We start from the raw sequence: 18,014 nt of genomic DNA on the forward strand, positions 1-18,014 counted from the left end.
TGCTCGACTCCGAAAAACCAGTGACTACACGAGCGATGGTGCTCGCCTGGGACAACCTCAACACCGACATCAAACGCCACCATGCGGCAGCCGATCGCCGTACGAGAGCGGCTGCACTGGCCCGCCTACGCCCTCTACCTCGACCCCGAGCAGGCGCAATCCCCCACCCCACACGCAGAGTGCCTCCCGCGCTGGCTGGAATAGGCCTATCTGGAAGGGGTAGGCAGTCGGGGTTGATTGCGGGCTTTCACGGATGTTGCCAACCGTCGCGCCGACTGACCCAGGTTGAAGGCGTTTCGCTGCACCGCAGACGTGATAGCGCGAACCTCAGGATGATGCCCGTCGGCAACCGACGTCAATCGTTTGGGTAGAGACGCTGCGTCGTCATCGAGGTAGAGGTGGGTAACAAGGCCGAGCGCCGCAACCAAGCCCGCGAGTGCGGCCGTGTAATTATCGGGAACTTCCCTTCCCTGTGCTAGGTAGCACAACCTGGCTCTTGTCACAACGGTCCACCTAGGGTGTGTAGCCAGCCATCGGCGAGTTTGAAAGACACCGCCACAGTGCGACTTCACAGATTCTCGCAGGACCCCGATTGATACTAAATGACCCCGCACTCTTGCATAGAGGCCGAGGGAAAAATCGCATAGCCAGGAGCTCAGCTGCGGCGGCGTTTGGGCCCCTGCTATGGAGGCAAATGCCTGGCAGGAGATCGGGTCGGCAATCGAAGCCCCGGCGCGGGTGTAGAGAAGCAGGGACGCGTCCTCCGCGGTCGACGGCTGAACAACTGTCAGTCTTCCCGCTAGAAAGAGCTGAATTGCCGATGCTCCGGCCAGCCCAACGGCTAGGGCGGGTGTCCGCAGTCTGCAGCGCCCTGAGTCGTCGTTGTGCCCCAGCAGGAATAGCTGATCTCGCAGCGTGAGCTTCTGATTGGGTGGCGTCACCGTCGGAGCTACCTCGCCTCGAGTCGTTAACTGTGAATGGGAATCCAACGCAGTTGACGCGCTGGCGTAGCCGGGTGGTGCCATCTTTCGCTGTGCCTGAGCCTCTGCTTTGGAGTGGAAGCCTTTCATATGGCTAGCCAAATTCAAGCAGATGCTAGCGGTCCGCATGGCTCCCGCGAAAGTCTGCTCGGATCAGCACGGGCAGGCGCCGAGCGACCACTCAGCGGTAGGTCGTCTTCGCTAGCGCTATAGCAGCAGCTCAGGCGGTTGATTTTCGCGAACCGATCTCGGTGATAGCCTCGCGTTATCGCGTATTCGTATCGCCTTAAGATGGCGCCTGCTGAGGACAGGCGAGGACTCTGCCTGACGGCAAATTGCGGGCGAGTGGCGCCCGCAGCAGGCGAGGCGTAAGCCCACGGCTTCCGCCGGGTCGAGAGGGAGGCCGCGGAGCCGGCCTCAGCCAGGGCGGCCAAGTCAATGCCCCGGCTCGCTGAGGGCCATCTCCCACTGCTCATGCGGGGCGATTAGGACCCGTATGGGTGGTTGGCTAGTATGCCCGGCAATGATTCTTCTCTTTCGCTCCTTCCGGCTACGGCGCGCCGCCCGTAGGCACTTCGGCTGGGAGGAGCTGCGTCCCGCTCAGATGCAGGCAATGCGCACGCTACTGGCCGGTGGTGACGTGCTGGTCGTTCTCCCTACCGGCGGCGGGAAGTCCGCTATCTATCAGGTGCCCGCCGCGCTCCTGCGGGGTCCTACGGTGGTGATTTCGCCGCTGCTGGCTCTGCAGCAAGATCAGATCAGCAATCTCAACAACAGGGGCGACCCCGCGTTGCGCGCAGTTCGCATCAGCTCAGCGGAGAGCGCAAGTAGGCAGGTGGCGGCATTGGAGGAGCTGCGCGCGGGGAGGGCGAAGTTCCTGTTCATTACGCCGGAACAGCTCGCCTCACCGGACCGGCTTGCTCAGGTTCGAGCCTTGAGACCCGCCTTGGTCGCGGTTGACGAGGCGCATTGCATCTCGTCCTGGGGGCACGACTTTCGGCCGGACTACTTGGCTCTCGGACATCTCATACGCGGGCTCGGGAGCCCGCCTGTGGTGGCTCTGACCGCAACGGCCTCACCCCCGGTGCGCGAAAACATCACCACGCTGCTCGGTATGCGTAGACCGCGGCTCGTGCTGTCCGGACTCGACCGTCCAAACCTTTTCGTCGCCGCTGTCCAATGCCCCAGTGAGGAATACCGATGGCGGAGGTTGCTTACCCTGCTCAAAGAGGCGGATCCCCCCGGGATCATCTACACCCCAACTCGCCGCGCCGCAGAGGAACTCACGCGAAGGCTATCCAGCGCGGGTCATTCCGCTCAGGCATATCACGGCGGGATGGCTGCTGGAGTGCGCCACCGTCGTCACGAGGATTTCCTTGCTGACCGTGTGCCAATCATGGTGGCCACCTCGGCGTTCGGCATGGGCATTGATAAGCAGAACATCCGCTGGGTGGCCCACATGGCCTTGCCCGACTCGCCGGACAGCTACCTACAGGAGATTGGACGGGCCGGCCGCGATGGAGAGGCAGCCCGAGCGTTGCTGCTCTACCGGCCTGAAGATGTGGCGCTGCACCGCTTCTTCAATGCTGGCTCGCCTGATTTGGCAGAGCTGCGAGCAGTTGCCGTCGCCTTGCATCGTGGCCCGCTCACTCGTACGGCTCTCGCCAAGGCCGTCGGCCTGAGCCAGCGCAAGGTGGCGAGCTACGTCGGCCTGCTCGAGCAGGTGGGCGCCGTAGCGACAGGCTCGAAAGCTCAGCTCCACGTTGCCCCCCGTGCTCAGCTGCCGGAGCAGGTGGCGCGGGAGGCGCTGGCGGAGCACAGCCGTCGCCAGGCCGGCCAGCGCTCCCGCACCGACATGATGCGCCGCTTTGCCGAGGGCCAGGGATGCCGGATGCAGGCGCTGCTGGGCTACTTCGGAGAGCAAGCGAATCACCCCTGCGGACACTGCGACAACTGTCAAGCAGGCACCTCCGAGGTCCTTCCGGAGGATGGGCCGTACCCACTGCATAGCACCGTTCGGCACCCAAAATGGGGGTTCGGTATGGTTCTGGGTTACGAGAAAGACCGCGTTACCGTCCTCTTCGACGACGTCGGTTACAAGATGCTGTCGGTATCGGTCGTGCAAACTCAGGGTCTGCTGACCCTCCACAAGGATCGGCGATAGGCAGTCCTCTCACTCGTACCCAAGCGCTGATGTCAGCGACGGGCCTGTCGCAGCACGGGACGGCCGACGGTGCCCCTTCGCCGTCGGCCGTCAAACGAGAAGGCCACTTTGGTCCATACCCCGGCCGTAGCCGCACTTCTGGTACACGTCCCAGCTAGGGCCTGGTTGATCCTGACCGCGTCGGCGGTTGCACACGGGCATCGAGCCCGCCGTGAAGCCGAAAGGCTTCGCTTGGGCCATCGCAGGGTGCCGCCGGAGAGGACGGACGTCCGACGACCCTCCAAATGATCGCCGAGCCGATGCGCATACCAGCACGGCCGTCGGTGATCGCGGCGTGCGATGGATGGCCTAATCGGTCATTCTGCAGTGGCGTGCTCGTATCTACCCAAGCAAATACTGACGCGCCGACTCTGGAATCCACAGCAAGGCTAGGGTCACCGCGGTGACTGCCTGGCCGGCGGCCAGAATCGTCTTGACGAGCGCCGCATACGCACGGTCCTCCGCGCGCCACACGAAAACCCGCCCCACTCCTTGCACTCCCAGCAGAACCGTCAAGACGATCGATGCCCAGCCGGCTCCGTTCCATACCTGTACACCGAGCCATGAGTACAAGCCTGAGGAGACAAGGTGGAAGAAGAAGGGCACATGCAGCCCATATGGCGGCGTGGCCAGCGAGAAGACATGTTCGATGACGAGCAAGGCGATGCATACTGCGGCCCAAAGTACAGGCGCTGGCACGTCGACGGTGGGGGCGAGCATCTCAAGCATAGGAGTCCCTTCCAGCTGAGTGGGCCGCCGCTACGAAGTCAGACTATCTCAGATGAAACTACCTTATCGGCTAGGCTAGCGAGATGCTCGACAGCGCCCGGCCGTCATGGCCTACTGTTCCGTTGCCAGCCGGACACGTTGCTACAGGACTGCTGCTTCAGATGGCCCATCGTGCGGCCCGCTGCCACCTCGCATCCGCCTTGCAGTCCGTCGAGATGGACGTACGCCACTTCGGCATCCTGCAGTTCTTGGTGCACGGCGGGCTAACGCAACGTCAACTCACCGATCTCGCGGGCGTGGACAAGTCGACGCTTGTCCGCATCATCGACCGGCTCGAACACGATCAGCTGGCGCAGCGAACGCGAAACCCTCATGACCGGCGCTCGTTTCACGTAACTATCACCGAAACAGGGCGGCAGCGGCTCGCGGCCGCGAATGCAGCGGCTGGCGAGATAATCGAACACTTGTTCGGCTGGCTGGGTGAGCGGGAACGCTGCCAACTTCACCAGGCGCTCCTGGGCATAATCCAGGCGAGCCGGGCGGTTTGAGCAGGAAGGGACTGAGCCATGGCAGGGGGCTTGTCAGGTTGCGCTCGTGCTGCCGGTATCGCTGCCGGAGTTTGCGTAATGGCGGATGGTTAAGTCAGCACTCCACCCATCAATGGCGGTCCTGGTCGCGCCCGCCAGCTGTGAACCTGGTTTCGGCCCCACGCTAAGCTGGGCCATCCTGCGATTGCATCCGCGCTCATGGCCTCGGTGGTACTCACTCGGCGTATGGGGCCGTCACTGCTCGCCTTCGGCGCAACCAAGGTTTGCAAAGGAAGTCGAGGTGCGAGCCGAGGGGCAAGCAGCGTCGATCGTTGTGGCGCCGAGGGTGCGGCGGAAAGCTTCCATAGTACTTCTTCATAACATTCGCCTGGCGACCCGGTTAACGCGATACCATCATATCGGCCCAGACACAGGCCGAAGCGGCCCGAGTCAGCACGCTGGCTCGGGCCGCCGACAGCAGGCTTGCGTGTGGTTTCCATTGGCGAGGAACCTGCCGAGGCGGGCGTCTCCGCGAGTCCGTAGCTGGCGTTTGTCTCCCGACGCCCTGTCCCGGTGCTCACGAAAATGCGCGTCAAAGGTGGGCGCTGTCCTCGTCGAAATGGCTCACGGGTACTGACAATATCCGGCTTCTGGCCGGCCAGTGGCGGGTCCGTAGCAGCCTATGGCGATGTTCAATGGCGCAAACGAGAAGCGATCCGGTACAGTGCTTGATCGAATAGCAGTACAGCAGAATTAGGAGTGGCCCATGGCCGATCTCGGGAAACTCGATCGGGATCAACCCCTTGAGCTTGTCCCGGATCCTGGACCGACTCCTATCCGCAGCGCATCACTTCCATTCCTCTGCACCCTTGCCGCCGTTCTCATGCTTGTTGCGACAGTCCTTCACTTCATCGCGCCTGGGGAAAACATCCCCAAAAGCGATGCGGTCGCCGGTCCAACGCCCCCGTCTCCTATTGCGCGACCGGCGGCTATCGAGATCGAATGTCAGACCATCGGCATGGCCCATAATGCTTGGGCTGGGTCAGAGCTGCCTGCCGCTTCACCATCCATCGGCAAGTTCGACGACCGTTCGATCAAAATTGCTGCGCGAAACGGCGAGAAATATCTAAATGCCGTAAAGGGGCATAATGACCAGCAAGCAAACGAGCTCGCGACCGCGATCACTGATTATAATGCAGAGCTGGCTCTGGCGGCTTCACAGATGGCCCGGAGCCTGAGGGTGAGCAGAAGCCAGGCGACCAAGATTGAGCAACGTGTCGCCACGGTGGTGGAAAAGTATCAGGCATGGCGGGCGGCGATGTGTACCTGACCGAGACCCGACGAGGTAGTGGTATCCGCGGCTAAGGGACGTCTCGTAACTGGATGCAAGCGTTGCCCGGTACCGGGCCGGTGGTCAGCCGACGAGGATGATGTTGTGGAGGTTGGCGATGCCGGAAGTGGCGTCGGCCAATGTGTGGGTGGCGGGGCGGTAGTCGCGCGGGGTCTTGAAGCCCTTCATCCTGGCCAGAGCGTGTTCGACCCCTGCTCGGACGGGTGCGGTGTTCGACGTTGAGGGCTTCCTTCCAATCCGGCAGGTCGCTGCCGTCGGAGGGCTTGCGGTACGGCATGATCACCTCGGGGTTGCCGCGGTAGCCGCCGTCGACCATCACCGGCCGCCCGTGCAGCTTCTGGTCGATGCCGGAGGTGCGGTAGACGATGGTGTCGTTGCGGTTGCCGGGCTGCGGTTCGCCGACGGCGATGATCAGACGGGTGGAGGCGTCGATGGCGACCTGCAGGTTCGTCGAGTTCCGGTAGTTCTTGCTCCGGGCGGCCAGCCGGTGATCGCGGGTGGGGATCAGAGTCCCGTCGACGATCGCGATCTGCGCGACTGGCCGTTTGCGTACCGGCGCCAGGGCCAGCAGCGGCGCGAGGGTGTCGATGACCCGGTGGGCTGCGGAGTGCGACACCCCGAACAGCGGGCCGATCTGGCGCATCGTCAGGTTCGTGCGCCAGTAGGTGGCCACCAGCAGCACCCGGTCGGCGAGGTCGAGGGCCCACTGCCGGCCGTCGGCGATGCCGTCCCCGCCCCGCTCGGCGACCAGGCGGACCAGCTTACGGAACTGGGCGGGCTGCAACCCGGTGAACGGAAAGATCCACTCCGGCCGGGCTGCCGTGATCACCTGCACCCAGGCATCCTGCCTAATCGTCCTCAACCGACAGACGCCAGGGTTACGAGACGTCCCTTAGGGCGAACATCGATCCGTTCTCGCGGCGCAGCTCGTGCCTCACGGGCGAGCGCCTCACGGACGGGCTTCGCCAGGGCTCGCCTGTGAAGGTGCCGCGTTCCCCTGCGGGACGCCTGTTCGTGGTTCCTTCTCGCTGAATCTGAGTGCGACTGCTGGCAGACGAAGGACCTCGGCAATGTCCGGTGGGCCCTGGCCGGGGGAGCAGGGCGATGCCGGAGCCGCTGCTGCAAATCTTGAACGGTCAGCTGAGTCGTTAAAGGTAAGGCCGGTACTGAGCACGCTTATCTTGGTAGCGGGTGATCGCTGGGAGGTGGGCGGCGCCGCGTCGCGCTGCGGCCACTTGTTTTCCGGCCGGCCACACCCGCTGCTGCCACGTCGAGAACCGCGGCTTTGTCGCGTTCGACGGGCCGGTGCGCCGACCGTAGGCCGACCAGCTGATGCGGTGCAAAAGGATCCGCCACCGGACCGCCTTGATGGCGGTTCGCCGCATCGACGGCGGCCTGTGAGCGGTGCGACACCGTCGCCCTGCGGCCGTGGCGCCGCCAACCCGACTGACGAAGCACCTTCGCATCAGCTCGCCGCGTCTGGTAGCCATTGAGCCGCACGCCTCGACATCGTCAGTTCCCAGCGCATCAGCGCCGTGCGGGGAGGACGCGCCCGAGTTGATGGGCGAGTTTCGCAGCAACATGCCACCTCGACGCGCGAAGCGGCGCCGGCTCCAGGCTAAGGTGATAGATGCCGGGCTAGGCGTCCGCGTTGCTAGGTCGAAGGCGATCGACGATCTCGCGCGTGGTAGCAAGTCGTCCCAGCCGGCCCAAGGTCTCCAGCGACACGAGATGTGTTTGATCGGATTCTGCCGCGCAGCCGTCAGAAATAGTGATGGTACGATAGCCGTAGTTAATCGCTTCGAACGCAGTTCCCAAGACGGACAGGTTCGTTGCGACTCCCGTAAGCAGCACGGTATCAATATGTGCCCCACGCAAGATCGTGTCCAGGTCGGTACCAAAGAAGCCTGTAAGTCGCGTGTGGGTGATGACAAGGTCGCTGACTTGTGGAGCGATCTCGTCAACAATCCGACTATTCGGAGCACCTTCCAGGAAGGCTTCCTGATCTCTGATCATCTGAAAAGCAGGGGTATTTGGAATGAGATCCAGGTAATCGTGCCGGTACGCGACACGCGTATAAATGACTAGCCCTCCGGCGACACGGACAGCTTCGTTTACGAGGCGCGCATTGGGCAGAACGTGATGCCGTGCCACCTGCTCGGCATAGAAGGGCCCGAAAATACCGTCGGGGTCCACCACCTCATACTGCCAGTGAATGGAAAGAACGGCGGCTCGTCCGAATTCCGTGTCGCGCATCGATGCCTCCAGTCAAGGTGAGGAAAGTTGCTGCGGTGACGTCTGCTGGTCGTGGCTCTTGGTGGCATCGGGGCTTCGTCCGTAGGCGTCGAGGTGGCCCCAACGTCCGGGGATGTCAAGCAAAGCCACGTGGCCCAGGTTGGAAGGGAGGGCCGGCCGGATGATCAAATCCTCCCCTCGTGGCTCAAGTCCTAGCATAGTCCTCAGCAGCAAGAGGGGAGCTCCGGCAGACCAAGCTTGAGGGCTGCAGGCTGTAGGGTAGTTGACCGGAAACATGGTTTCAGATCGGGCATATCCCGCGAAAGCCTCGGGGAGTCGGCCATCGTAAAATACTGCTGCGTCGAGGATGCCGGCGGCAATCCTCGCTGCGGCTTCAGGGTAACCGTATCGTCGAAGGCCCCAGGCGATAATGGAGTTGTCGAAAGGCCAGATTGTCCCTACGTGATAGCCGATGGGATTGTAGCGCGCCTCACCCTCCGCGAGCGTGCGTACTCCCCAGCCGCTAAAAAGCCGTGGAGACATAAGGTGGCGCACAAGGCATTCCGCTTTAGATTCGTCAACGATGCCACTCCAAAGCAGGTGTCCGATATTCGACGATAGAGCATCGACTTGACGGCCGTCGCGATCCAGGGCGAGGGCCATATATTCGCCTTCGTTGACCCAGAAGTCACGGTTGAAGCGTTCTTTCAACTCGGCAGCTTCTTGCTCCAGGCGTGCGGCGAACGCGGCGTCGCCCCAGATGTTCCGGGCTAGCCTAGCTGTTCGAATCTTGGCATCGTAGGCGTAGCCCTGGAGTTCGCAGGTGGCCCGAGGAAAGCCGGGAAGCCGTCCGTCGCGGAAGGATACTCCATCCCAGGAGTCCTTCCAGCATTGATTCTCTAGACCGTTTAGGGTGTTGCGTCTCTGAAATGAGACATACCCGATTCCGCTGCGGTCGGCGTACTTGTTTATCCAATCTACTGCTTCCCGCGCTTCCTGTTCTAGTGAGCGGACCAGGTCCTCGTCGCCAGTCCATCTCTCGTACTCGTCGAGTAGCACGAGAAATAGAGGCGTCGCGTCGGCGCTGCCGAAGTATGGCGTATGTGGGCTCTCTTCGAATACGCTCTTCTCGCCATATCGCATTTCATGAAGAATGCGACCGGGCTCTTCCTCCCGGAAGTCGTCTACCCGGCTGCCTTGCCGAAACGCGAGCACCCGCAGAGTGGTGGCCGCCAGTTCCGACACAAATGGCAGCGCCTGCAAGCTAGCGAAAATGCTGTCGCGGCCAAACAGAGCCATGAACCAAGGCAGCCCAGCAGCCGGCATGCTGCGGTCTTCTGCGAGGAATGGACTGAAACGCAGGGCTGCCAAGTCGATCAGGCTGCGTCGGTATGTGGCGCGCAGCGGCTCCCAGCTCGACTCTAGCCGGGGGGCCATGTCGAGCCACTCTGTTAGCTGTCGCGCCTTTTCTTCGGCGGAATCCGTGCCTCTCGGGAGCGCAAGCCGCTCTAGTCCTTGTGGTACAGGAAGCGAAGGCGTCGCGCTGAGCCTTGTCTTCCAGTCGCCGTAGGGCTCCAGGTGCACTCGGAGAGTCAATCCTGCATTGCCTATTTCCGCAGGTGTCGAGGAAGAAATGACGGTCTCCCTCCTGAAACGATCTCGCTCGTAGCCGAGAATCAGCTGGCTGTCCTCGATCCGGCGATAGTGCCTGCCTCTTTTTGAAACAAGGCCGTCCTTGGCTTCAAAAAGGTCAGCGAAGTCGGCGTCAACTTCGATTCTTACGACTATGTCGACCGGCTCTCCGTCGTGATTGATGATCTCAAGATCCTCGTGGAGGCCGGAGCTCAAAGTGTGTACGCGCCGCACCGAAAGCGTGCTGTTGACGTAGACGTCTTGCCGCCCAGGGACAAGATAGAACCGATTCTCGAAGTAGTGGACATCGTCGATGGCGAGGGTGCTTAAGCGTTCGCCATCCACGGTCAGCACCCACTTAGATAGCAGACGTGTGTCGTGAGCAAACAGCCCGAGAGAACCGTCGGCTGATTCAAGGATGTCACCCGAGCGGTCACAGACCATAAAAACTCTACCGTCCAGGATGCCCACTTGTTCCTCATTCATGGCTGCCTCCTGAGCGTTCCATCTCGTCGGCATGGCGATAGGGTGGGGGTGGAAAGAGCTTGCGGACCGTGGCGAAGAGATGAGGGCTTCCGATGACTGTTGCTTCGCCGCGCAGAACTGTCGTTAGAAAATATGCTTCACCTCGTGCGATCCGGTCGAATACGCTGCTATCTGCTTCGACAACTGCGTCTCCGCCTCTTGGTGAATCTACCTGGGCCACCCATATCCGTCCTCTTGCGATGCGGACCAGCCAATGCCGAGCGCGCCCTCTGTCGCTGATATCGAAACGCACGCTGCCGTGGTCGATCGCCTGGAGTCGGCGGTCATGGTGCCGGTGTGCCAGTTCCTGGAAGAAATCCCCGGTGGCGTCCGTCATCGGGCCTCCTTGTCAGATCCGGCCTGGACTTCGTAGGCCCTATCGGCGAAGCGGACACGTGCTGCCCGAACCCTGCTGCACGTGAAGTTCCCGCAGGTGTAACGCTGACACGACTCTTGTGGGCGGCGGCAGGCCGCCGACGCGGTGTACCCAAAAGATGCTCGTTAGATCTTCAAGGCGAGGAGGTTCTTGGACGCGATCGGCTACTGATACCACGACTATCATCTGTGCTCGCGCTTTGTCGTCCGAATCTGGAAGCTTCCGGCGTTAAGGGTCATCCGGCCAGCCGCTCAGTCGCTATGAGGTGCCTCCGTTCGGCCTAGCTCGCATCGCGGGCTCGCGCCCAGGACGTGGCCTGTTCGAAAATAGCAAAAGGGATATTTCATCTGAAACTCGCGCATATGAACGCTGTGCAGGGTAAAGCTCGGCGGCGGAACGGCCAGCTTAGGTGCTGAAGCTATCGCGACTTGCTATACAAGCCGCTAGGTGTCTTTCGCAGCTTCAGGGGCAATGAATCCGGCCATGAGGCGACTGAACAACATGGAGTTGCTCGGCGAGCGATACCGGTTGGTCGAGCAGCTGGGTGCGGGCGGCATGTCGGTCGTCTGGCGCGGCTACGACGAGGTGCTGGGCCGGCAGGTGGCGGTCAAGGTGCTGGCGTCGCGGCTGGCCAGCGACAAGGCGTTCCGGCACCGGATCCGGGTGGAGGCGCAGGCCGCCGCGCGGCTGTGCCACCCCAACATCACCAACGTGTACGACTACGGCGAGTCCGTGCAGGTCGGCTTGACCGTGCCGTACGTGGTCATGGAGCTGGTCGACGGCGGTCCGCTCAGCGGGCGGCTCGGCCGCGACGGGCAGCTTCCCTGGCGGGAGGCCATGACCATCGGCGCGGAGGTCGCCTCGGCGCTGGCCGCCGCGCACGCCCGTGGCGTGGTGCACCGGGACGTGACCCCGGGCAACGTCATGCTGACCCCGACCGGGGTGAAGGTCGTCGACTTCGGCATCTCGGCGCTGGTGGGGGAGAGCGACAAGGGGCCGGACGGCGCGCTGCTCGGCACGCCCGCGTACCTGGCGCCGGAGCGGCTGGACAACGGCCACGTCTCGCCGGCCACCGACGTGTACGCGGTCGGGCTGCTGCTCTACCGGATGCTGACCGGCCGCCTGCCGTGGCAGGCCAGCACCACCACCCAGATGCTGCGCGCGCACATGTACCGCGACCCGGACCCGATGCCCGCGGTGCCGGGCCTGCCCGAGCCGGTCGCCGCGCTGGTGCAGCGGTGCCTGGCGAAGCGCCCCGAGGACCGCCCGGCCACCGCCGAGGTGGCCCGTACGCTCGCCGAGGCGGCCGGTATCGCGGCGATCGTGCCGGTGTCGCCGGCGTTCGGCCGGATGGACCCGGGGCTCGCCGAGAACGCCGGAACCACGATCCTGCCGTGGTCGGCGGAGACCGACGCGCTGCCGTTCTCGGCGGTCCGTACCCGAACGCGGCGGGCGGTGGCGCGGCGGCGCAAGGTGGAGGCCGGCGTGGCCGCCGTCGGACTGGTCGCGGTGACCGCCACGCTGTGGGGTCTCACGTCGCGCAGCCCGGCCAGCGGCGGGGTGGAGCCGACCGAGGCGCGGATGAGCCTGCCCGAGGCGGTCCCCTGCGCTGTCGACTACTCGCTGCGCCGCGACACCGGCAAGGAGTTCTCCGCCGAGCTGACGCTCACCAACACCAGCGACCGGGAACTGCGCGGCTGGACCATGAACTTCACGTTCCCCGGCAAGCAGACCGTCACCACGTCCCAGCCCACGGCGCGTCAGGCGGGGCGTACCGTCTCGATCGCCGCGCCGGCGACGGACCCGGCGCTGGCGCCCGGCGCGTCGACGAAGCTGACGCTCGCCGGTCGCTACACCGGGAGCAACACGCTGCCGGTCGAGTTCACGCTCGGCGACAGCACCTGCGGCGTGCAGGTCTCCGGCATCGCCGGCTCGGCGCCGACCACCGCACCGCCGGTGAAGACGCCGGTCAAGCCGGCCACCAAAACCCGGGGCAGCGTGGATGGCGACGGCGAGCGCACCGAGTGGCGACCGCGTCATCGCGAAGGTCAGGATGAGGATGAGCAAGAAGACGATTAAGGGCTTGGCGCGGTTTGCGCCGAGTCGGGCGCCGGTCGGACCCTGCGAAGAAGGCGCGTGTGCCCGGTAATCAGTTGGTTTCAAGCCTAGCTGCGGCGTCGATCCGGTCCGACCGAGCGTTGAGCTCTGGTGAAGCATTTCGATGTAGAAGCCGTTCCGCGGTCGTCTCCCGTGCCTGTCCTAATACAAACCACCGGTGACGCGTGGCAGGATCTCCTGAGGGCGTTGCGACACGTCGGCGTCTTTCTTTCCCGCCCCCTCGACCGAGAGCCTCGCTCAGTCCTGCGCCAAGTCCCACACCCTCCGAGGCAGAAAGATTACCCGGTTGCCTGACGCCCCGGCTCAGGAGAGGCTGCTAGCTATGGAAGAGATGAGCTTACTCAATCACTCCGGCGGTCCCGTTACCCGAAGCCGGATCAAGCATGACCTTGCTGATCTCGGTCTCAAAGACGGAGACGTGGTGATTTTCCACACCCGCATGTCTGCCATCGGGTACGTGGCTGGCGGACCGCAGACAATCATCGGCGCACTCCTCGACGTTGTGGGAGTCCGTGGAACCCTTATGGTGCCCTGTGGCTGGAACAACGCGCCTCCATATGACTTCCTCGATTGGCCACGGGACTGGCAGGACGCCCTGCGAGCAGAGCATCCCGCGTACGACCCGGACCTCAGTGAGGCGGACTACAATAATGGTCGTCTCCCAGAAGCGCTGCGCCGCTGGCCTGGTGCGATCCGAAGTCGGCACCCCGACGCCAGTTTCGCAGCCCTGGGTCCGGCCGCAGCCGAACTGATGGCAGAGCATCCGTGGGACCATCCTCACGGATCCGACACGCCGCTAGCACGGCTGATCGCCCATAGCGGCCGAGTCTTGTTACTTGGCGCTCCATTGGACACCATGACGCTGTTGCATCACGCTGAGGCGTTGGCCGACGTCCGCAGCAAACGGTTCGTGACCTACGAACAACCGATCCTCGTTAACGGCCAGCGGGTCTGGCGACAATTCCGCGATATCGACTCTGAGGAAGGAGCGTTCGACTACTCGACGGTGGTGCGCCGAGGGGTGGAGCCGTTCGAGGCCATTGCACGGGACATGCTCTCGGCAGGAATCGGTCGTCAGGGCAGGGTCGGCGCCGCGGATAGCTACCTGTTTGAAGCGGAGCCTGTCTTCAATTTTGCGATCAACTGGATCGAGGCCAAGCTGAAGAGATAGCACCGGGTGTCAGGCCGACACTTTCCGTGCCGGTGTCGGGTCTCAGGAGTTGCGTGACAGGTCAGCCGGGACGTGGGGCGACACGTCCGGCTAGACGATCTTCAACTTACTTGCGTTGGGTTATCCGAAGGAGCCGTCGTCGCGGTTGGCGAAGGCGGTGCATCCGTCGTGTTCGAAGCGGACCCGTCCGTCGAAGTTCGAGGCGGGGTTCGTGCAGGCACCGTAGCCGTGGCCGACTTCGCCGTTGACGGGGATCCATAATCGGCATCCGCCGGATTGCTCGTCGCACCAGGGCCTCTGGGTAGGCCGGGTCGACGGTGTCGCGGTCGCGCTGTTTGATCTAGACGCTGGTGGCAGTGGTTGTTGTGGCCCGCGTCGTCGCCGGCCCACGGCTTGCCCGGTGCCATGGGATAAGGGTGCGTTACGAGAGCCGATCGGAGGAGGGGCTTTCTGACAGGTAGGACGTCGAGGCGGCGCGCCGTAGCCGGGGCGGCTCCGGTCTACGGGCCTTGCATCGTGCGATGGGCTTGGTGTGGTTCGGGAGACTTCGGTGAGGAGCTGGTTGCCGCCGTGGACGCGGAAGGTGGTGTCGGGCGGCTTCGACGGTGAGGGTGCGGCCGGCGCGGGCGATGCCGACATGGATGCATTGGCCGGCGATGACCAGAGATCCTCGGCAGCTGACACGGCGTTCGACCCGGACCGGTGATGGTGCCGGGGCGGTGGGGGTCCGGCGGGGCGGGCGTCGTGGATGCGGGTGGCTTCGGCGGATGTCCGCGGGTTGGGCAGGCTGCGCAGCAGGGCGCCGTCTGCGGTGATCTGCATGAGGCCGCGATCGAGGCGGACCGTGATGCGCCGGCCGGCGAAGCGGTAGCCGACGGGGTGTTGCCGTCCGACGAGGCCGATCAGGCCTGTCGCGTTGACAAGTCGTTCCACCTCAATCGCGGCGCCAGCTTGGACGCTGCCGGTGGTGATCGGTGGCAGCCCGGCGGGTTGGCCGTCGTCGTCGAGGAGCTGACGCAGGTGGTCGGGGGTGAGCCGGGACGGGACGGTCTTGAGTCGGACGCCGTCGATGAGCAGGTGGATGACGGTCGTGTCCGCCCAGAGTGTGACCGGCAGACCGGCCCGGGTGGGGCTGAGCCAGAACTGTTGCCCGCAGACGGTGAGGTTGCCCGAGGCGGGAATGATCCGGGTGACCTCCACGGCCAGGCCGACATCGTCGCCGCTTGGCACTGGCGCGGCTGCGACGGAGGCCGACCCACGGGCCGGCGGTGGCGCAGGCAGCGGCTTCCCGGGGGCGGGGTTCGTGCTGGTCAGCGCCGGTGGAAGCTGCATCGGCAGCGGCTCGTCTGCAGCAGAGGCGGTGAACCGGTTGGACGGGAACGCATCCCGAGGGACTGGTGCGGCCGTTCGGTGTTGTATTCGTGCGGAACACGTCGATCGCTTCTTGGACTTCCTCGGGGGGCGGCCCAAGCGTCGACGTCGTCGAGGAGCTCGCGTTGCAGGGCTTGGTGGAACCGTTCGGCCTTGCCAGTGGTGGTGGGTGAACGGGGCTTGGTCAGCCGGTGGGTGATGCCGTTCTCCCGGCAGATCCGGTCGAACATCACCTCACCACCGCCGCGGCCAAACCGGGCAGTGAACTGCTTGCCGTTCTCCGTGAGTACCTCCTCGGGCACCCTGAATCGTTACAGGGCCTCAACGAAGGCGAGACAGGCGGCCCGGCCGGTGGCCCGCCGAACCACGGCGGCGATGACGCAGAACCCGGCGTGATCGTCAACGCCGGTGACGCCCTTCGCCTCACCACCGTCAGCCAGCCGGATACCGCCAACGATGTCCAGCTGCCACAGTTCCATCGACCGGCCACGGTCCCATCGCCGGTAGTCCTCCCGCCGACGCCGGCGAGGCATCGGATCTACCACGCCGTGCCGGATCAACACTCGATGCACCTTAAGCCGCGAAGAGATCAATCTGGGACAGTCGCGGCGCCCGAGCTCATAGACGAGGCGATGGGCACTCCAACAGGGATGGTTCCGGCGCAGCTCACAGATCAGTGCCTCCACCTCAGGAACAGCCTGGCTAGGCAAGGAACGCGGACGGCTAGACCGGGTCGGCAAGCACTTCCAGGCCCTCGTCCTGATACCAGGCCAGCCAGCGATGCACCGCGCTTGGCGAGGGACTCCGAATAGTTCGGCGACGTCCGTGACCGTGGATCCGGCAAGCACGTCCTGGACGGTTCGGTACCGCTGTTCCATCACGCCCATCTCCACCAACACTCAGCGGAGTGTTACCCAGGTCGTGCTAGCGATGTGTCACGCAGGTCCCGAGACCGGACAATTTTCCCGTGTCGGCGTTGCTTATGCGCGTTGAAGCAGTGGATGGACGACAGCGCGCACAATCACTAAGGTCCAGCCCAGATTCGCTTCGGCAGTGCTAATGACCGCCCGCTCTGCGAGATACAGGGCGGTGGCAACGGTTGCGGTTTCCGCGTCTAGCTCCACCAAACACCGGTTCTGCGTCACAGCTGGATGTACCACGACGTTCATTGCGTGGCTGCGATTGGACCATGCCGTCAGCTCCGCGCGAAATTGTACGACAAAGCAAGGGAAAGGTGCTGATCTTTCCGTTTGCTCCGCTTCCACGGTCAAGGCAACATGATACGCGCTCACGAGCGCTCCCGTCCGACTGGGCAGGGCCATGCATCCCTGGTTCGCCAGCTGGACACTGACTGACGAACGGACAGCGCCCGTGCCTGTCTGACTGCGGAAGGCAAGCTAGTCCGGCCTGTTCGCGCGCAACGCGCCATGCCGCTTGACATCGCGGAACCTGCCTGAGGGGATGGGTGACCGTGGCTGATTGCTCTCGAACGCCGAAGTTGAACCTCCACCCGAACCAGCACATGGCCAATACCCGGATGCGGGGCCCGGCATGAAGGCGCGAAGCGCAGGGATGACGAGCCGCTAGAAACGCGCGCCAACGATTCCCCCAAGTGTCAGCCATGGACCGGGAGTCGAGCCGCCGACTCGACTCCCGGCTGAGCAGCCTGTGCCCTTGGCGCCAACCCAGGTACACCTGACGACCACTCACAGCTACAGTATGTGCACCTAGTTCACGCGGTCAACGGGAGAGTTGAGTGAACCTAGTGCGCGTGATCTCATCGGGGCGCCAACCCAGGAGTGACATGCCCCAACGAATGACCTACCGCCAGATCGCAGACGACATCGCCGCCCGCGTCGCCACCGGTGAGTACCCGCCAGAGACGAAGATCCCCTCCTACAGTCAGTTGTCAGCGCTCTACAGCGTCTCGATTGCCACCGTGCAACGAGCCATCTTGGTGCTCCATGCCAAGGGAATCGTCTATGGCGCGCCTGGAAGGGGGGTGTACGTCAGAGGCGAGGACTCCTAACTTTGAGAGAGCGGACATTACGCTAGATTGCCGGACACGCAACATGTGTCCAGTTGTGGGAGCGCACCCGCGCAACCAGTCCTACATCTCAGGCAGTGGCTAAGCCCAGGTCAGCCGCCATCGTCGGGACTGGCCCATGTTGCGCCATTTGCACAAAGCGTCAGTGGCGTCCCCTCCCACTTAAGGCGTGCCTAAGTCATGGCCGCCGCCCGGCGCTGATCGCGTTGCACTCCTCTCGACGGGATCATCGCTTGGCCGCTAGGCGCCTACCTGGAGTCGTGCGGTAGCGGTGGAACGAGCGCCGACCGGTAGCGCTCGGGTTGCGAGATGGCTGCGGATAGGGACCGGGAGGCGCCGTCCCCCGCCCGAGGCCCACGGGTCGGCGTGGCGTGCGCGGCGGTTCGTTCGGCTCGCTGGCGTGGCAGACACCCGGGAGCAGCCGCACTTGCCGAGCGCGAGGAGTGGCCGCTGGCCGCGGTGCTCGTGTCGGGCGGCATGGCTACGCCGTCTTCACCGGGGTTCCGAGAGGGTGGGAGGAATCGAAGCGCCACCAGGGCGGGTGGCCCAGCTGGAAATGCCACACGCCGTCAAGGCGCAGCAGGAGGCCCGCATCGCACTTGGAGCCTCTTGCGCCCGGCTGGGGTCCAGGGGTGGGCTCTGAGCGCATCCCAACCTGTCGCCTCGGCCCCTCAAAGCCTCCGGTTTTCCATCGCCCGACGTGCGAGGGGGAGGATGTGCCGACTTGCCGCCGGACCTATTGACTAAGT

Annotated in this window: 11 protein-coding genes and 2 pseudogenes; 6 read left to right on the forward strand and 7 right to left on the reverse strand. The window is 64.0% G+C overall.

Annotation, left to right across the window (positions count from 1 at the left end):
* Nucleotides 1–206: 206 nt before the first annotated feature.
* Nucleotides 207–1,109 carry a GOLPH3/VPS74 family protein gene (locus tag ACN27C_RS19980; RefSeq protein ID WP_422747360.1) on the reverse strand — a complete coding sequence of 301 codons (903 nt, stop codon included), beginning with the start codon at nt 1,107–1,109 and terminating at the stop codon, nt 207–209.
* Between the two features lie 394 nt (nt 1,110–1,503).
* Here ACN27C_RS19980 and ACN27C_RS19985 point away from each other — a divergent pair, with 394 nt between their 5' ends.
* Nucleotides 1,504–3,144: a RecQ family ATP-dependent DNA helicase gene (locus ACN27C_RS19985; protein WP_120569282.1), complete on the forward strand. Its 1,641-nt coding sequence runs from the start codon at nt 1,504–1,506 to the stop codon at nt 3,142–3,144.
* A 381-nt stretch (nt 3,145–3,525) separates the two neighbouring features.
* On the opposite strand, the gene ACN27C_RS19990 is transcribed toward ACN27C_RS19985, so the two are convergent.
* Complete coding sequence (locus ACN27C_RS19990; RefSeq protein ID WP_120569283.1) at nt 3,526–3,912, reverse strand: hypothetical protein; 387 nt, start codon at nt 3,910–3,912, stop codon at nt 3,526–3,528.
* 83 nt (nt 3,913–3,995) lie between these two features.
* Between ACN27C_RS19990 and ACN27C_RS19995 the strand changes: the two genes are divergently transcribed.
* Together ACN27C_RS19995 and ACN27C_RS20000 are read left to right on the forward strand one after the other, a co-directional pair.
* Nucleotides 3,996–4,460: a MarR family winged helix-turn-helix transcriptional regulator gene (locus tag ACN27C_RS19995; RefSeq protein WP_120569284.1), complete on the forward strand. Its 465-nt coding sequence runs from the start codon at nt 3,996–3,998 to the stop codon at nt 4,458–4,460.
* A gap of 745 nt (nt 4,461–5,205) precedes the next feature.
* Nucleotides 5,206–5,769, forward strand: a complete 564-nt coding sequence (locus tag ACN27C_RS20000) for a hypothetical protein (protein WP_422747363.1) — start codon at nt 5,206–5,208, stop codon at nt 5,767–5,769.
* An 84-nt stretch (nt 5,770–5,853) separates the two neighbouring features.
* On the opposite strand, the pseudogene ACN27C_RS20005 reads toward ACN27C_RS20000, so the two are convergent.
* The 4 genes and pseudogenes from ACN27C_RS20005 to ACN27C_RS20020 all read right to left on the reverse strand — a co-directional run bounded on the left by ACN27C_RS20005 (nt 5,854) and on the right by ACN27C_RS20020 (nt 10,519).
* A pseudogene (locus tag ACN27C_RS20005) lies at nt 5,854–6,625 on the reverse strand (transposase family protein).
* Between the two features lie 803 nt (nt 6,626–7,428).
* Entirely contained in the window at nt 7,429–8,046 is a 618-nt protein-coding gene (locus ACN27C_RS20010) for a cysteine hydrolase (RefSeq protein WP_120569285.1), read from the reverse strand.
* Between the two features lie 12 nt (nt 8,047–8,058).
* A complete protein-coding gene (locus tag ACN27C_RS20015) occupies nt 8,059–10,143 on the reverse strand; it encodes a glycogen debranching N-terminal domain-containing protein (protein ID WP_120569286.1) in 2,085 nt (694 codons plus the stop codon).
* Nucleotides 10,136–10,519 (reverse strand): SCP2 sterol-binding domain-containing protein, encoded by a 384-nt coding sequence (locus tag ACN27C_RS20020; protein ID WP_120569287.1) that lies wholly within the window; start codon nt 10,517–10,519, stop codon nt 10,136–10,138. The genes ACN27C_RS20015 and ACN27C_RS20020 overlap by 8 nt, the downstream gene beginning before the upstream one ends.
* 522 nt (nt 10,520–11,041) lie before the next feature.
* On the opposite strand from ACN27C_RS20020, the gene ACN27C_RS20025 reads away from it, so the two are divergent.
* Both ACN27C_RS20025 and aac(3) read left to right on the forward strand, forming a co-directional pair.
* Nucleotides 11,042–12,637: a serine/threonine-protein kinase gene (locus ACN27C_RS20025; RefSeq protein ID WP_422747366.1), complete on the forward strand. Its 1,596-nt coding sequence runs from the start codon at nt 11,042–11,044 to the stop codon at nt 12,635–12,637.
* A gap of 361 nt (nt 12,638–12,998) precedes the next feature.
* Nucleotides 12,999–13,847 carry an aminoglycoside 3-N-acetyltransferase gene (gene aac(3), locus ACN27C_RS20030; protein ID WP_422747368.1) on the forward strand — a complete coding sequence of 283 codons (849 nt, stop codon included), beginning with the start codon at nt 12,999–13,001 and terminating at the stop codon, nt 13,845–13,847.
* Between the two features lie 531 nt (nt 13,848–14,378).
* Here the strand turns inward: aac(3) and ACN27C_RS20035 are convergent.
* Nucleotides 14,379–16,105, reverse strand: a pseudogene (locus ACN27C_RS20035) (DDE-type integrase/transposase/recombinase); the annotation flags it as partial.
* A gap of 929 nt (nt 16,106–17,034) precedes the next feature.
* On the opposite strand from ACN27C_RS20035, the gene ACN27C_RS20040 reads away from it, so the two are divergent.
* The gene (locus tag ACN27C_RS20040) at nt 17,035–17,247 is read left to right on the forward strand and encodes a winged helix-turn-helix domain-containing protein (protein ID WP_244933293.1); all 213 of its coding nucleotides are present in this window, start codon (nt 17,035–17,037) and stop codon (nt 17,245–17,247) included.
* The last annotated feature ends 767 nt before the right edge of the window (nt 17,248–18,014 follow it).

This window comes from Micromonospora sp. WMMD1219, assembly GCF_049315215.1.
In the GTDB taxonomy this organism is placed as follows: domain Bacteria; phylum Actinomycetota; class Actinomycetes; order Mycobacteriales; family Micromonosporaceae; genus Micromonospora; species Micromonospora tulbaghiae.

Bases quoted from the DNA above. Each gene is read 5' to 3' on its own strand.
- ACN27C_RS19980 (WP_422747360.1), bottom strand. From the start codon at position 1,109: ATGCGGACCGCTAGCATCTGCTTGAATTTGGCTAGCCATATGAAAGGC.
- ACN27C_RS19985 (WP_120569282.1), top strand. From the start codon at position 1,504: ATGATTCTTCTCTTTCGCTCCTTCCGGCTACGGCGCGCCGCCCGTAGG.
- ACN27C_RS19990 (WP_120569283.1), bottom strand. From the start codon at position 3,912: ATGCTTGAGATGCTCGCCCCCACCGTCGACGTGCCAGCGCCTGTACTT.
- ACN27C_RS19995 (WP_120569284.1), top strand. From the start codon at position 3,996: ATGCTCGACAGCGCCCGGCCGTCATGGCCTACTGTTCCGTTGCCAGCC.
- ACN27C_RS20000 (WP_422747363.1), top strand. From the start codon at position 5,206: ATGGCCGATCTCGGGAAACTCGATCGGGATCAACCCCTTGAGCTTGTC.
- ACN27C_RS20010 (WP_120569285.1), bottom strand. From the start codon at position 8,046: ATGCGCGACACGGAATTCGGACGAGCCGCCGTTCTTTCCATTCACTGG.
- ACN27C_RS20015 (WP_120569286.1), bottom strand. From the start codon at position 10,143: ATGAATGAGGAACAAGTGGGCATCCTGGACGGTAGAGTTTTTATGGTC.
- ACN27C_RS20020 (WP_120569287.1), bottom strand. From the start codon at position 10,519: ATGACGGACGCCACCGGGGATTTCTTCCAGGAACTGGCACACCGGCAC.
- ACN27C_RS20025 (WP_422747366.1), top strand. From the start codon at position 11,042: ATGAGGCGACTGAACAACATGGAGTTGCTCGGCGAGCGATACCGGTTG.
- ACN27C_RS20040 (WP_244933293.1), top strand. From the start codon at position 17,035: ATGACCTACCGCCAGATCGCAGACGACATCGCCGCCCGCGTCGCCACC.